Origin of the sequence: Flammeovirga kamogawensis (assembly GCF_018736065.1) — a bacterium.
GTDB lineage: Bacteria > Bacteroidota > Bacteroidia > Cytophagales > Flammeovirgaceae > Flammeovirga > Flammeovirga kamogawensis.
This window is the reverse complement of sequence record NZ_CP076128.1, coordinates 4392987-4405938: the sequence shown is the minus strand read 5'-3', so window position 1 is coordinate 4405938 and position 12952 is coordinate 4392987. Positions and strand designations below refer to the sequence as shown.

10 protein-coding genes are annotated in these 12952 nt (G+C 30.5%); 6 read left to right on the top strand and 4 right to left on the bottom strand.

Annotated features, from left to right (window positions below; genetic code table 11):
- Both KM029_RS17945 and KM029_RS17940 read right to left on the bottom strand, forming a co-directional pair.
- Positions 1-1938, bottom strand: coding sequence for a tetratricopeptide repeat protein (locus KM029_RS17945; RefSeq protein ID WP_144074562.1), 1938 nt, complete (start codon positions 1936-1938; stop codon positions 1-3).
- 136 nt (positions 1939-2074) lie between these two features.
- On the bottom strand, positions 2075-2782 hold the full coding sequence (locus KM029_RS17940; protein WP_144074561.1) for a Crp/Fnr family transcriptional regulator: 708 nt from the start codon (positions 2780-2782) through the stop codon (positions 2075-2077).
- A gap of 115 nt (positions 2783-2897) precedes the next feature.
- Between KM029_RS17940 and KM029_RS17935 the strand changes: the two genes are divergently transcribed.
- The 3 genes from KM029_RS17935 to KM029_RS17925 all read left to right on the top strand — a co-directional run bounded on the left by KM029_RS17935 (position 2898) and on the right by KM029_RS17925 (position 4223).
- Entirely contained in the window at positions 2898-3098 is a 201-nt protein-coding gene (locus KM029_RS17935) for a hypothetical protein (RefSeq protein WP_144074560.1), read from the top strand.
- Positions 3099-3104: 6 nt separating this feature from the next.
- Positions 3105-3485 (top strand): group III truncated hemoglobin, encoded by a 381-nt coding sequence (locus tag KM029_RS17930; RefSeq protein WP_144074559.1) that lies wholly within the window; start codon positions 3105-3107, stop codon positions 3483-3485.
- 81 nt (positions 3486-3566) lie between these two features.
- Positions 3567-4223: a SanA/YdcF family protein gene (locus KM029_RS17925; protein ID WP_144074558.1), complete on the top strand. Its 657-nt coding sequence runs from the start codon at positions 3567-3569 to the stop codon at positions 4221-4223.
- A gap of 138 nt (positions 4224-4361) precedes the next feature.
- On the opposite strand, the gene KM029_RS17920 is transcribed toward KM029_RS17925, so the two are convergent.
- The gene (locus KM029_RS17920) at positions 4362-5072 is read right to left on the bottom strand and encodes an NUDIX hydrolase (protein ID WP_144074557.1); all 711 of its coding nucleotides are present in this window, start codon (positions 5070-5072) and stop codon (positions 4362-4364) included.
- A gap of 278 nt (positions 5073-5350) precedes the next feature.
- On the opposite strand from KM029_RS17920, the gene KM029_RS17915 reads away from it, so the two are divergent.
- On the top strand, positions 5351-9601 hold the full coding sequence (locus KM029_RS17915) for a CHAT domain-containing protein (RefSeq protein ID WP_144074556.1): 4251 nt from the start codon (positions 5351-5353) through the stop codon (positions 9599-9601).
- Positions 9602-9852: 251 nt separating this feature from the next.
- On the top strand, positions 9853-11094 hold the full coding sequence (locus KM029_RS17910) for an aminotransferase class I/II-fold pyridoxal phosphate-dependent enzyme (RefSeq protein WP_144074555.1): 1242 nt from the start codon (positions 9853-9855) through the stop codon (positions 11092-11094).
- A gap of 97 nt (positions 11095-11191) precedes the next feature.
- Here KM029_RS17910 and KM029_RS17905 read toward each other — a convergent pair whose 3' ends face one another.
- Complete coding sequence (locus tag KM029_RS17905; RefSeq protein WP_144074554.1) at positions 11192-11776, bottom strand: NAD(P)H-dependent oxidoreductase; 585 nt, start codon at positions 11774-11776, stop codon at positions 11192-11194.
- A 148-nt stretch (positions 11777-11924) separates the two neighbouring features.
- On the opposite strand from KM029_RS17905, the gene KM029_RS17900 reads away from it, so the two are divergent.
- The gene (locus KM029_RS17900) at positions 11925-12509 is read left to right on the top strand and encodes a Crp/Fnr family transcriptional regulator (RefSeq protein ID WP_144074553.1); all 585 of its coding nucleotides are present in this window, start codon (positions 11925-11927) and stop codon (positions 12507-12509) included.
- Positions 12510-12952 lie beyond the last annotated feature (443 nt).

Below are 12952 nucleotides of genomic sequence, written 5' to 3'. Positions count from 1 at the left end.
TTATTTCAACACTTTTTTAGTTGTATAATCTTGCTGAGCTGTATATCCCAATGCTAATGCTCGACTTCTATCAATAGAAGATTTAGAAGGCTTACCTAGTTTATCAAAAGTCAAACTCCTGTAATATATCACAGTTTTATTATCAGGAGATTTTTTAAGTGCTGAATTAAAATATTTAAGTGCCTTTTTGTATTCTTTATTGTTGTAAGCAATTATTCCTTTTACCCCAATAATCTCTTTAGCATTCTTACCTGATGCTTCTATATTCTCTACTTGATCAGAAGCCAAATTATCTTTACCTAAAACAGCATAATTATACCCTAAGAGTACTTTGGCCGAAGAATATTTAGGATACAATTCAACTGCTTTTTCTAAAATTTCATTTGATCTAGATAATTTACCTAATTCCATTAAAGCAACAGCTTCACCATACATGTCAACATACTTTGATTTACCTAACTTATTAAGTTGAGAAAAATCTTCTAAGGCATCTTCATAATCATGCAATTTTATATGCGTCCATGCTCTTTGATGTAATACATATGTAAACTGAGGAAATAATTTCAATGCTTTATTGTAATCATTAATTGCTAGGTTTTCTTCATGCTTTTCTAAAAATACATCTCCTCTATAAGAAAATACTTTTGCATTATTAGACGATAAAGAAATTGATGTATTTAAATCTTCCAAAGCTAAATCATATGCTTTAGTCAATTTATAAATATAACCTCTCTGTTGATAAGCATAAGCATAATTTGGAGAAATTTCTATAGCTTTTGTAAAGGCTACAATTGCAGAATCATATACCGACTTTCCTAAATATGCATTTCCTAGTAAAGCATAACTGTAAGATTTACTTTCATCTAAACGTATTGCTTTTTGTAAAGTAGCAATAGAGTTATCAATTTTGGTAAGTGCCAATTCAGACTTACCTTTTTCAATTAACGCAGCGTAATAATTAGGAAAATGTACCAGAGCACTATCATAATCCTCAATTGAAGCAACATACTTTTTCTCTTTAGCACTAAGTACGCCTCTATTGTAAAAAGCGTAACCGTAATTAGGTGCATACTGAATTGCAGTATTAAAGTCTGTTCTTGCTTCGTTTACTTTATTCATCTTAGCATACAACTCGCCACGTCTACAATAAGCATATGCATAACTAGGGTTATACAAAATTGCTCTATCGTATGCAGCCATTGCTAAATCAAATTTTAATGTTTGTTTGTAACAATCTCCAGCTAAACTTAATAGTTTAATGTTATCTTGTTCTAATTCAAAACCTTTATTAATCATTACCAAAGCAGAATCATATTGTTGCGTATGAGTAAAAATTTCAGCCTGATCAATATATGCATCAATAATTCTACCGTCTATTTCGAGTGCCTTTTTAAAATCTAATAAAGCAAGATTATAGTTTCGAGTTTGTTTATAAATCACACCTCTTCGGTGGTAATACATAGCTGCAGTAGGAGCCAACTGTATAACTTTAGTATAGTCCGTAAGAGCTTTATCTAATTGATTAAGGTTACTCTCCGCCTCTGCTCTAAAAACATAAGCAGTAATGTATTCATTATCTTGATTAATAGCTTCAGTAAACCATCTGATAGCTTCTTTATTATCATTTTTATTTAAATAGATATATCCTTTTAAATAATAGCCTAATGGTTTAACTGCATTAATTACAAGTGCTTGATCAATATCTGACAATGCAGCGTCTAGATCATTCTTTTGAATATACATACGAGCCCTTTCTAAATATGCGGCATCGTTTAATAAGTCAAAATCTATTTCTTTAGAAAAAGCATTAATAGCTTTGTCAACTTCTCCTTGTTGAATAAATGCATACCCTTCTTTCATCCAATTTTGAGCAAACACAAATTGTGATAATAGGATGAAACAAAAAGTTAAAAGGTATTTTGAATAAAAATTAGACATAAAATATAGTTAATCGTTTTAGTAAGTACAGTATACTTAATACTAAACACTAGATTAGATCAATTCGATAAAAAAATTTAGAAATATTAAAAACAAAACATATTGATTTTTAATTATTTATGATATTTCTACTAGCTTAAAGGTAATTGTATATCTCTGCAATTTGTGTTAATTCTCCTAGTTTTTCTATTTTAATTAATTTCCCTTTTGTAGAAATTAACCCATCGTCTTTAAACTCCTTCAATGTTCGAATGTAAGACTCAGACGAAGTTCCAATCATTGCAGACAAGTCCTCTCTACTTAAAGACGTTTGTATAAAGCCATTATCATCTTCTCCAAACTCTTGATTTATAATTAAAATAGATTCAGCTACTCTACTTCTCACTGTTTTTTGAGAAAGTGAAGAAACAATTTCAGTCACTTTTTTTGTGGTCTCTAAAGCAGTTTTAATAAATTTATAGGCAAAATCTTTATCCTCTTCAATTAGTTTAAAAATTTTATCTCGATGAATAAAACAAATTGTAGAAGACTCTAAGGTAACAGCAGAAATATCATATTCTTCTTCAAGGAACATAGGTTGATACCCCATAATCTCTCCTACTTTAGCAAAAGTTACAATTTGCTCTCTTCCCATAACCCCGGTCTTTGTTATTTTAACGCTTCCGCTATGTAAAATATAAATACCTAGTGCAGGTTGCCCCTCTCTAAAAATTACTTCTCCTTTTTTATAAGCAGAAAACCCTTTAGTTCTACTAATTTCTGAAAGATGTACTTTATCTACACATTCAAAAATAGAAAGTGTTCTTACCGGACAAGTTTCGCAATCAGGTCTTTTTAATTTCATACGTTCCTTTACTCTAATTTCTGATATAAATCAGTTTTTGCATTTTCATATGACTGTATTAAAAGTAGAGTGATGCGATACCTTTGTAATATCAAAAACTTTAAATACATACATTATGAATACAAATGGCAAATTAATCTTATTTTTCTTATTTTTTGTAACAATGATTGCATCTACAATCATACTTGGAGTTGTATCTTTGTTTTCTCCAATAGAAACAGTTAAAGTATTTACGTGGGGAGCGTCTATTCTTGGCTTATTATTTATTGGTTTTACTGGATTAATGGCAGAAAAAAGTACAGCGGCAAAAAAATAAAGAAGCATGCAAGATTTAAAAGACAGAGAGGATGTGATTCTTTTAGTAAATACATTCTACGATAAAGTAAGACAACACGATGAACTAGGTCCTTTTTTTGATGAATATGTAAAAATTGATTGGGATTCTCACCTACCGCGTATGTATGACTTTTGGGAGTCTAACCTCTTTTTTGTTTCTAAATATAAAGGTAATCCAGTCACCGCTCATCAAAGTGTTGATAAAAAAGCGACTATAGAGCAAAAACATTTTGGTTTCTGGTTACAATTATGGTTTACTACTGTAGATGAATTATTTGAAGGAGAAAAAGCAAATCTTCTAAAATCACGTGCTAGGAACATGTCGCACATGCTATTTATGAGAATTTTCAATGCTCGTGAAAATTAAAAAACCTTAACATCAGGTAGTTCACAAAAAATATCTTTTATTTCTAATTCATAAATATATATTTGTTGTATAAATAGATATATGTTGAAGAAGTCCACGTTATATAAAAAACTTATTCTAGTAGTTGTAGTCATCATTACTTCCTTTGTTATTCTACTTATCGGACTTAATAATCTAGTAAGTGAAAAGAGTAAACCATATTTACTCGACAAAGAAAATATTAATGTTACCTGCAAAACAGGGTTAGTGTTAGGCACAAGTAGATATTTAATTTCAGGCGGAACAAACCCTTATTTTAAATATAGAATTGAAGCTGCTTCAGATTTAATAAAGAATCATAATATTGAATTTATTATTGTAAGTGGCGACAATAGAACTAAAGCTTATAACGAACCTAAAGTTATGCGCAAAGCTTTAATCGAAAAAGGTGTTAGTAGCAAAAGAATTGTAATGGATTATGCAGGTTTAAGAACTCTTGATTCTGTAATTAGAACTAAAAAGGTTTTTGGACAAGATAGATTTATTATTATTTCTCAAAAATTCCATGTAGAAAGAGCTGTATATATTGCAAGATACCATGGAATTGAAGCTTACGGTTATGTTGCTGACGATGTACCTATAAGTAAAGATTACTATACACACATAAGAGAAGTATTTGCTAGAGCCAAGATGTTTTTGGATTTATACATTCTAAATACATCACCTAAACATTTGGGTAAAGAAGAAATTATTAAATAAAAAAAACGATAACCTATTTTAAAAATAAGTTATCGTTTTTTTTTATCTATTAAAATAATTCACTCCTTCATAACATTAAAAATTCTTTAGTTCTAAATGTTATTAGAAGTTTAAATCTCATTAGATTTTATATGATAATTATGAACCAAATGCCATAGATTTCAATTCGAAGTTGAAACCTTGAGAAATAAGTTCATCATATTTACCTTCTTCAAATACATAGTAATATGCACCTTTTTTAGATACTCCTTTTTGCTTCTCATCAAGCTTTTTAAGTAAACCAGTAGCTAAAATTTTCTTTCTAAAGTTACGCTTATCAAACTGCTTTTGATGAATTGCTTCGTATAACGATTGTAATTCTGGTAAAGTAAATTTCTCTGGTAATAACTCAAAACCAATTGGTTGATATCTTGATTTTCTTCTTAATTTACCCCATGACATTTGAATCATTGTTTCATGATCAAACATTAATTTTGGTAAAGAAGTAATTGAAAACCATTGTGCTTGGTTTTTCTCTAAAGTCTCTAATGTTTGAGACTCTACCTTAATTAGAGCATAATAAACTAATGAAATAACTCGTGCTTCTGGATCTCTATCTACTTCGCCAAAAGTACTAAGTTGATCCATATAAATACGATCTAAACCAGTTTGCTTTTTAAGTACACGCTCCGCTGCATAATGTAATGACTCTCCAAAGTGAAGAAAACCGGTTGCTAAACCCCAAGCTCCTTTATATGGATCTTGCTTTCTTCTTGTAAGTAATACTTTAAGCTCGCCTTGTTCGTATCCAAAAATAACACAATCTATGGCTAGTAAGGGTTTATATGCACTGTTATAATATTCGTTCATTTTCTTAATTTCTAATGGAGGAATAATGATATCTCCAATGATTTATGTTTAAAGATAACATTTAATAAATAAAATGTGCATCCTTTTTACTTCTTTCTCTAATTGAATTACAAATATAAAATATTAGATCAAAAAAATAAGGTATAGAGGTTATAATCAATGCAAAAGTATTTAAACAATGACTTTCTGTTAATTTTTGTTTACATTTACCCTTAATTAATGATCACCAAAAAACAAACGTTTATTGATTATCACTCAGACTTCAATAGAAACCTACTATGATTAATAAATATACTATATTCTTATTAGGCATTTTCCTACTCTTATTTTCATCTGTAAATGTAAAGGCAGATAAAATTAATGACAAGATTGATAACATCTTACAAGTTAGTCAGAAATATGCTGACGATGGAGAATACAAAAAAGCCATAGAGTGGAATTACAAAGCTTTACAGTTAGCTAAAAAAAGAGATTCCGCACTAATTGATGTTCTTTACCAAAGAGCTAGATACCAACTAGCATTAACACAGTTTGAAGATTTTGAAACATCTACAAATGCTTTTCTTACAATTGCGAAGAAAAGAAAAAATGGTGAGTTTGGTTATGTATACACATTATTGCTTGCTTCAGATTTATACATTCAATACTCTGATATTGTGAGTGCTTCTAATTTATTTAATGAAGCATTAGAAATTATGGAAGCGAATAATAAACTTACAATTTTAGCAGAGCGCTCTTCGGACTATGCAATGCTAAAAACTAAAGTACAAACGCAACTTAATTTAGAAAAAGGTTTCTATACAGAGGCTATAACTCAAATATCTGATTGGCAAAAATTTGATTATGATTTAGCAACAAGTTCAAGTGCTACTTTATATCATACAAGATCAAATAAGTTTAAAGAAAAAAGTTTTTCTAATAGAGAAAAAATTAGACTTAAACGTAAATATGCTTTTAGTTTAACTACTGAAGGAAAACTTTACCGTTTAATGGGAGACTACCAAGCTGCGGATAGTATTTTACTAAAAGCAGAAAATTGGATTAAAGAAAACATACGTACTGATGACGAGAGTTACATTGTAAACTATCATGAACGTACACTTAACTTAATCGAAAGTAAAGTAGACCCATTAGAGCCTAAAAAAATGCTCGAAAAAAATATTTATAGAGCAGAACGTGTTTTAGGAATTAGTCATAAAGTCTATTTTGATATTCAAGAAGATTTAGTAGACTACTATGCTTGGCAACGTTTTAATTTTAAGGGTGATAAAACACAATGGGACTTTGATACAAACACTTCTCTTTACTTTGGAAAAAATAGTTTGAAACAAGCTAAATCAGAAAGATTAATTGCTAAAGACTATTACTTACGAGGTAACTTTAACAAATCATTAAATAAAGTAAATGATGTTTTTGCAGAAGCTTCTGTTCCTAAAAACCATAAAGAATACATTTTAATTAATGAATTACTTTATAAAATTGGAATTGCCATTGAAGACCAAGAACTAGCTCAGAATGCATTGAATGAATACATCAATGCTACAGAAAAAACAATTGGTAACGATGCACTCGCATATCACATTGCAAAAGTAGAGGAAGCTACGTACTTCACTATATTTACTGACAAGTTTGAATTGGCTGACAGTATCTTTACTGAGCATTTACCTGTTATTGAAAATCGATTAAATCCGCATCACTATAAAAGACTTGAAGCAGAAAGAGAAAGAGCAAATTATTACTCTTTAATGGGACAAACTGAAAAAGCCGCAACATTAAGTGCTAGTATTAAAAAAGCATATGCAGACTATTACGGTGAAGACCATTTAGAATATGCCTCTGGTTTACAAGGTACAGCTGCTTATGCTATGGACTTAGGCAACTATTCTGAAGCTGATGCTCAAATTTCTGAACTGTTAAGTTTATACGAGAAACATCATTACAGAAAAGGAACACAAAATATTGAACATGCAAAAGCTTTAGAAACAGCTGCTCGTTTCCAAGCTATTACAGGCCAGTACGATGAGGCTACAAATAATTTGACTTATGCCAATAGATTATCTAAAAAATCGCCTGGTAAAATTGCATCTTCTAGCTTTGCAGATACACATGCTATTGTTTACTTAAAGAAAGAATATTTCTCTCAAGCTGAAGATATTATCAACCAATCTTTAGAGCATAGAATTGAAAGGTTTGGTACAAGTAGTAGATTGCTAATTGTGCCTTACACGCAACTTGCACGTCTATCATACTTAAAAGGTGAATACATCGCAGCTGATTCTATCGCCTTAAAAGCATTTACTATTAGTGAAGCTATATTTGGTGAAGATGCAAAGCAATCAATTGATCCTTTAGAAGTTCAATCTGAAATTGCTGTTGCAATGGGTAACTATGAATTCGCTCAAGAAGTTACTCAGAAACAAATAAAAATCTCTAAAGAAATTTATGGAGATAGACATACTGAAGTAGCAAAAGGATACACGCAATTAGCACTTATAGATTTATACATGGGCTATGACCCTAATGATGTATTGTATCTATTTAAAGATGCTGTTGACATCATTGCTGTACAGTTGGGTAAAGACAATCCTGTTTTTGCAATAGCACTTAAAAACTTTGCTTTAGCTAAAATCGAGGTAGGAAAATACAACGAAGCTGAAGATTTATTAAAGCAAGCGAATCAAATTTGGATTGATAAGTTAGGCAATGATACAAACACCAATTCAGCAGAAATAGAATCATTACTTGGTGATCTAGAAATGAGAAGAGAGAAGTTTACTGAAGCACAAGTATATTATACATCTTCTCAGAAAACATATGGTAAAATTTTCCATTCAACACATCCTCTCTACATCAAAACCACTCTAAAAAGGTCTCAAGCCTATTTTGGTGAAGGAAAATATACAAAAGCAGAAAAATATGCTCAAATCACTTTAAAAGAACATACAAACTTTATTGAAAAGTATTTCCCTGTATTAAGTGCAAAAGAAAAATCTAAATATTGGCAATCAATTAGAAATGATTACGATTTCTTCTACAGCCTTACTTTAAAATCTGGCAAAAAGAAGTTGAATCGTTTAATGTTTAATTATGCATTAGAAACAAAGCCTTTATTATTAAGTTCTTCTGTAAAGATTAGAAATCAAATTATTAACAGTGGAGATACTCTTCTTATTAAAGAGTTTAATGATTGGGTAGAGAAAAAAGAAGTACTTACACTTGCTTATTCTATGAGTGTTGAACAACAACTTGATGAAAATATCAATGTTAAGGCACTAGAAAGAGAAATTAATGTTCTTGAAAAACAGCTAAGTGAACGCTCTAGTATATTTGCAGATAACACTTCAAACGCACCATCATGGAAGAACATTCAAAAAACATTGAAAGAGGGTGAAGCTGCTGTGGAAATTGTTCGATTTAGAAATTTCACAAACGTATATACAGACTCTATTACCTACGCTGCTTTAATTATAACAGCTAAAACCTCTTCTGCCCCAATTGTAAAAGTGATTCCAAATGGTAATACTTTAGAAGATGAGAGTTTAGGTTTTTATAAATCAAATCTAATATTTGGTTTCCCTGATGATGAATCATATACTTCTTTCTGGAAACCAATACATGAAATTGTAGGTGAAGGAACAACGGTATATTTATCTTCTGATGGAGTTTACAATCAAATTAATTTAGAATCTATTCCTGTTGATATTGATAAGGGAGATTACATAATTGATCATAACCATATTGTTTTAACAAGTACAACTTCAGATCTTTTGACTCCATCAAAAGAAGAAGATAAAAATATGAATATTTCTCTGTTTGGTAACCCTGTATTCTATAAGGACTTATCTCCAGATCAATACAATACATATACTTCTAGAGCAATTACTCAACTTCCAGGTACTTACAAGGAGATAAAAGCTCTTGATAAATTACTTAGAACTGAAGATCATACGATAGACCTTGTCTATTTAAACAAACAGGCAACGGAAACTGCAGTTAAAGAATTAGAATCTCCTAGAGTATTCCACATTGCAACACACGGTTTCTTCTTAGATGATATAGATGGAAATGGCACTCAGTCTTTATTCAAAAAACAAGAAACAATTAACCCATTACTTAGATCTGGTTTACTTTTAACAAACGCTGGAGATCTAATGGCTACTGATAATGTTTACGAATTTAATAAAGAGGAAGGTGTACTAACTGCTTATGAAGCAATGAACCTTAATTTTGATAATACTGAATTAGTTGTGTTGTCTGCTTGTGAAACAGGTAAAGGTGATAACAAAATTGGTGAAGGAGTTTACGGTTTACAGAGAGCTTTCCTTGTAGCTGGAGCTGATAATATTATTATGAGTTTATTTGAAGTATCTGATGAAGCAACACAGAAATTAATGACTAACTTTTATCATTTATGGTTAAAAGAAGGACATAATAAACGACTTGCTTTTGAAATGGCGAAAAAAGAACTTAGAGAAGAATATCCTGAACCTAAATATTGGGGCGCATTCATTATGCTAGGAAAAATCTAAAAAAATATTCTGATAAGGAAGGGAATACATCAAATTTGATTGTATTCCCTTTTTTGTTTCAACAGACTTCACTTTTCATCACTTAGTATAAAAACGTGTTATAATTATCACGATGTTTTTAATTTTCGTTACTAAGTGGGAAATAAATTAAATATCTCTCAAAAAAAGAGAGTAAAAATTTAAATTATAAAAAATATCCTCTAGTTTTGACCTATAAAAAAGATTTTAGAAAGCTTTAATTTCTTAACACAATGGCTTCACTAACAAAGAAAGAATTACAAAAGAAGTACGATGAGTACAAAGCACAAGGTTTAGCTTTGGACATGACAAGAGGTAAACCAGGTGCAGAGCAACTTGACCTATCATTACCTATGTTAGATTTAGTTACTTCTAAAGATTACAAAACTCTTGCAGGCGCTGACACTCGTAACTACGGTGGGTTAGATGGTATTCCTGAGATGAAAGAGATTTTCAAAGATTTCTTAGAAGTTTCTTCTACTGATGAAGTAATTGTTGGTGGCAACTCATCACTTACTTTAATGCATGATACAATTGCAAGAGCAATGTCTCATGGTTTTCCTGAAAGCAAGAAGCCTTGGGGACAACAATCTAAAGTGAAGTTCTTATGCCCATCTCCAGGATATGACAGACACTTTTCTGTTTGTGAGCATTTCGGTATTGAAATGATTACAGTTCCTATGACAGACAAAGGGCCTGACATGGATGTAGTAGAGAAATTAGTTGCGGAAGATAAAAGTATTAAAGGTATTTGGGTAGTGCCTAAATATTCTAATCCTACAGGTATTACGTGTTCTAAGAAAACAGTGAAGCGTCTTGCTAAGATGACTACTGCTGCTAAGGACTTCCGTATTATGTGGGATAATGCTTATACAGTACATCATTTATCAAAAGAGCAAGATGAATTAGAAAACATCCTTGAAGCTTGTAAAAAAGAAGGAAATGACGAGAGAGTATTGATTTACGGTTCATTTTCTAAAATATCTTTTGCAGGTGCTGGTGTTGCTGGTATGGGTGCATCTGCATCTAACATCAATTGGATGAAAGCACACTTATCAATGTCTACAATTGGACCTGATAAAATCAACCAAGTAAGACATGCTCGTTTCTTCAAAGATTTTAAAGGTGTTCAAAAACACATGAAGAAACACGCTGCTATTATTGCTCCTAAATTTGATGCAGTAATAGAGATTTTAGAAAAAGAATTAGGCGGTAAGAAAATTGCTACTTGGACAGTTCCAAAGGGTGGTTATTTTATTAGTCTTGATGTTCCAAAAGGTACAGCAAAACAAGTGGTTAAATTAGCTTCTGATGCAGGTGTTAAATTAACTGCTGCAGGTGCTACATTCCCTTATATGAAGGACCCTAAGGACGAAAATATTCGTATTGCTCCTACTTTACCTTCTATGGGTGAAATTAAGTTAGCTATGCGTGTTTTAGCAGTTTGTGTACAATTAGCTGCTGCTAAAAAATAGATAAATCTATTTTAGAGATAAAAAGGCTATCATTTTAAAATGATAGCCTTTTTGTATATTAAACAGATCTTTACTTAACGATGGTCTACTTCAATAATTAAAGTAGTTCATCTAATAAAGCTGTGTACTTTTTAAAGTCTTGTTCTATTTTAGGGTCTTTCATAACATCATAAAAATGATAAGTACCTAATTTTTCTAAGCCAATGAATGAATTCATTTTATGGAAACCAAACATTGCCCCTTCATCAACACTTTTCTGATCAAAGAACTCATTTTCTAATGTAAATGCTTCTTCGGGAGCATTCCAAGATGTTGTCAGAAAGTATTTTTTACCTTTCAATAATCCACCTGTGCCATAATGAAGTTTTGGTTCAACTCTATGCCTTCCATCACTAACATATATTTTATTCTCTCCATGCGTTAATATTTCATCAATATATTTTTTAAATCCAAAAGGTATAGAAAACCACCAAATTGGAGTATGATAAATAATAACATCAGCCCATACAAACTTCTCTACTTCTTCTTCGATAAAATATTCATCATCTACATTAGTAAATTTAACTTCGAAGCCGTCTCTTTTTTCAAAATAATTAACTGATAATTCAGTTATTGATTTATTTAAACTTCCTTGAGAGTGAAGGAATTTCTGAGCACCATTGATTACAAGAATCTTTTTCATTTTCTTATGAGATAAGTTTTAACGTATTATTAGTTTTACGCTTTATGCTTACTGTTGTTGTTATCGATAAGATTTATTAAAATTCTTATTTATGATTTATAAAAAATAAATTAACTTAGATAGAGAAAATTCAATAACAATTTATACTATGGCCAAAGACTTATTCGATTTTGATGTTTTTAAAAAACTAAATCTCTCCGTTCAAGAAGCTGATGCGATACGTAACGTATTTAAAGAAAAGGAAATTAAAAAAGGAGAAATTATTCTTCTTAACGGGCAAGAAGTTGATACTCTTTTTTATGTAATTGATGGTTGCTTAAGAACTTACTTTATTGACGAAAAGGGAAAGGAACATACTATACAATTTGCTGTCTACGATTGGTGGATTAGTGATATGATTGCTTATTTTTCGCAAACAAAAGCAACTCTTAATATTGAAAGCCTTGAAGACACATCAATATTTATAATACATAGAGCAGATTTAGAAAAACTATGTTTTCAGATACCTGCTTTTAATAAATTATACAGATCAAAATTAGAAGGTTCTATTATAGGGTATCAGAAAAGAATCTTAGGTAATTTATCTCAGAACGCCACAGAAAGGTATGAGAACTTTATTAATCAATATCCTTCTATAGAAAATTCCGTTAAAAATTATCACCTCGCTTCCTATTTAGGTATTACCACTGAAAGTTTGAGTAGAATAAGAAAAGAAATGTCAAAAAGATCTTAATTCACGACCTAAATCACCTTTATTAGCAAACGATTTATTCATTTTTATCCGATTCAACTTACTTTTGTCTGTCCAAAAATTAATTTACATTTATGTTCTTTATGACAGAAAGAGAAACGAAGCTATATTTTAATATAGCTGGTTTAATTACAATTTCTAGTGGTTTATTAACGATTCTATACCCAAGCAGAGATTCAATTTTTCAATTCGGATTAGACACCACGCTTTTGCCGGTAACCAATGTTTACGCTAGTTATTGGCCTTATATTGTTTGTTTAATAGGGCTATTAATGATTATCGCATCAAAAGTACCTGTATTAAGAGTTCCCATAGCTATATATTCTACTCTAGAAAAATTATACTTAATAGGATTGATATTATTAATTATGCATCAATCTGATGCCCTAGGAACATCCTATAAATATTCACTTATTATCTATTCT

Bases quoted from the DNA above. Each gene is read 5' to 3' on its own strand.
- KM029_RS17915 (WP_144074556.1), top strand. From the start codon at position 5,351: ATGATTAATAAATATACTATATTCTTATTAGGCATTTTCCTACTCTTA.
- KM029_RS17910 (WP_144074555.1), top strand. From the start codon at position 9,853: ATGGCTTCACTAACAAAGAAAGAATTACAAAAGAAGTACGATGAGTAC.
- KM029_RS17945 (WP_144074562.1), bottom strand. From the start codon at position 1,938: ATGTCTAATTTTTATTCAAAATACCTTTTAACTTTTTGTTTCATCCTA.
- KM029_RS17925 (WP_144074558.1), top strand. From the start codon at position 3,567: ATGTTGAAGAAGTCCACGTTATATAAAAAACTTATTCTAGTAGTTGTA.
- KM029_RS17920 (WP_144074557.1), bottom strand. From the start codon at position 5,072: ATGAACGAATATTATAACAGTGCATATAAACCCTTACTAGCCATAGAT.
- KM029_RS17900 (WP_144074553.1), top strand. From the start codon at position 11,925: ATGGCCAAAGACTTATTCGATTTTGATGTTTTTAAAAAACTAAATCTC.
- KM029_RS17930 (WP_144074559.1), top strand. From the start codon at position 3,105: ATGCAAGATTTAAAAGACAGAGAGGATGTGATTCTTTTAGTAAATACA.
- KM029_RS17905 (WP_144074554.1), bottom strand. From the start codon at position 11,776: ATGAAAAAGATTCTTGTAATCAATGGTGCTCAGAAATTCCTTCACTCT.
- KM029_RS17940 (WP_144074561.1), bottom strand. From the start codon at position 2,782: ATGAAATTAAAAAGACCTGATTGCGAAACTTGTCCGGTAAGAACACTT.
- KM029_RS17935 (WP_144074560.1), top strand. From the start codon at position 2,898: ATGAATACAAATGGCAAATTAATCTTATTTTTCTTATTTTTTGTAACA.